Annotated in this window: 2 protein-coding genes; both read left to right on the top strand. The window is 48.6% G+C overall.

Annotated features, from left to right (window positions below; translation table 11 throughout):
• The coding region (locus ACUVJL_RS04015; RefSeq protein WP_445244668.1) for a hypothetical protein at positions 1–214 on the top strand (214 nt) is incomplete at its 5' end.
• Positions 215–526: 312 nt separating this feature from the next.
• On the top strand, positions 527–1,281 hold a 755-nt coding region (locus ACUVJL_RS04010; RefSeq protein ID WP_445244667.1), incomplete at its 3' end, for a DUF3854 domain-containing protein.

Genomic DNA, 1,281 nt, shown 5'->3' with positions numbered 1-1,281 from the left:
TCCGTGCGCTACTCCCGTAATAACTTCGGGGCATCTCTCGGAGAGTTTGTCTGGGGAAGAACTCAAAGAATTTTTGGCTAAGAAAAAAGTACGGAAGCTGGCTGAAAAGGTAATGTGTGGAGATGAGCGAGTGTTGGTCAGTGATAAAACCTTTGCAGCTTTTGATATTTTCGATGTTCCCCCACCCCAAAAAGCTAGGTCAAGCAGCCGATGAAATTTTTTGAGTGGCAGCTTGTCCGCTGTAGAGTTTGCTGTAAGTTTAAATGTTGCGCCGGACAAGTTGACGCCAAAAAATTAGCGCAGCGGTCATCGGTTGCGATCGGTAAGCCGTAAAATATTAATTGCTGGACTGAAGCCTAGGCGACTGGGCTTTAGCTCCAAAAAAAAAATGGCCGCTGTTTGGGCGGGCCACAAATTAATTTAAAACATAATTTCAGTCTATCAGCGCACGTATTGCAGCGCAAACCTACCCGACAACCCGCCCAAAAAAAAGCGGTCATACTCTACGCCAGCAAGCGAGTGAAGTATGACCTCAACATCTAACCTACATTATACTAGCCAGCTTAGCCAAATATACAATCCCGTTGAACTTGCCTATCAAGATTGCGTAATAAAATCTGGGATTGACCCCGAAATTTTTCGCTTAAATTTTGAGTGTGCAAGGGATAGGGCTGTTTATGACTTGCTTTACCGCGACACTGACCCCACAACCAACAGCAGCAGCGGTAGCACTCAAGCAAAAAGAAATTATACAAAGTGCGAAGATGCGATCGGGTGGATAGCTAACGGCCGCTTCCGGCAACTCGCTGGATCGCCGCTTGCGTTTGACAAAAAAGGACGCCCCCGCACATACTTCCAACCCCAAGGGAAGCCCTTAGAAATCTTTTGCCCGTTCGTAACTGTCGCTATTTGGCGAGCTGTAGCGGCTAAAGCTGGGTTATCAATGCCAGAATTCCCAGCAGTCGGACTGAGAGGGGAAGCGCTCGGATTTTGGGACTGGGTTATCAGCAGCGGCTGCCCCATCGTCATTACTGAAGGGGAAAAGAAAGCAGCGGCGTTAATCAGTCGCGAGTACGCTGCGATCGGACTGCCGGGAATTCACACGGGCTACAGAGTCACCGAGTGGGGGGATTGGGTAATTAAACCTGACGGCACACAGTATCAAAAGGCGAAAGCGCGAGAACTGCAGGCAATACTTCAACGATTTGACACAGCAGAACGCCAAATCACAATCCTTTTCGACTACCGCGTCGGGGATTACTCCAACAGCCCAGAGTTTAA

The organism is Microcoleus sp. OTE_8_concoct_300 (assembly GCF_031383065.1).
Classification (GTDB): domain Bacteria; phylum Cyanobacteriota; class Cyanobacteriia; order Cyanobacteriales; family Microcoleaceae; genus Microcoleus.
Note: the sequence above shows the minus strand (reverse complement) of the source record. Positions and strands in the feature narration are given on the sequence as shown.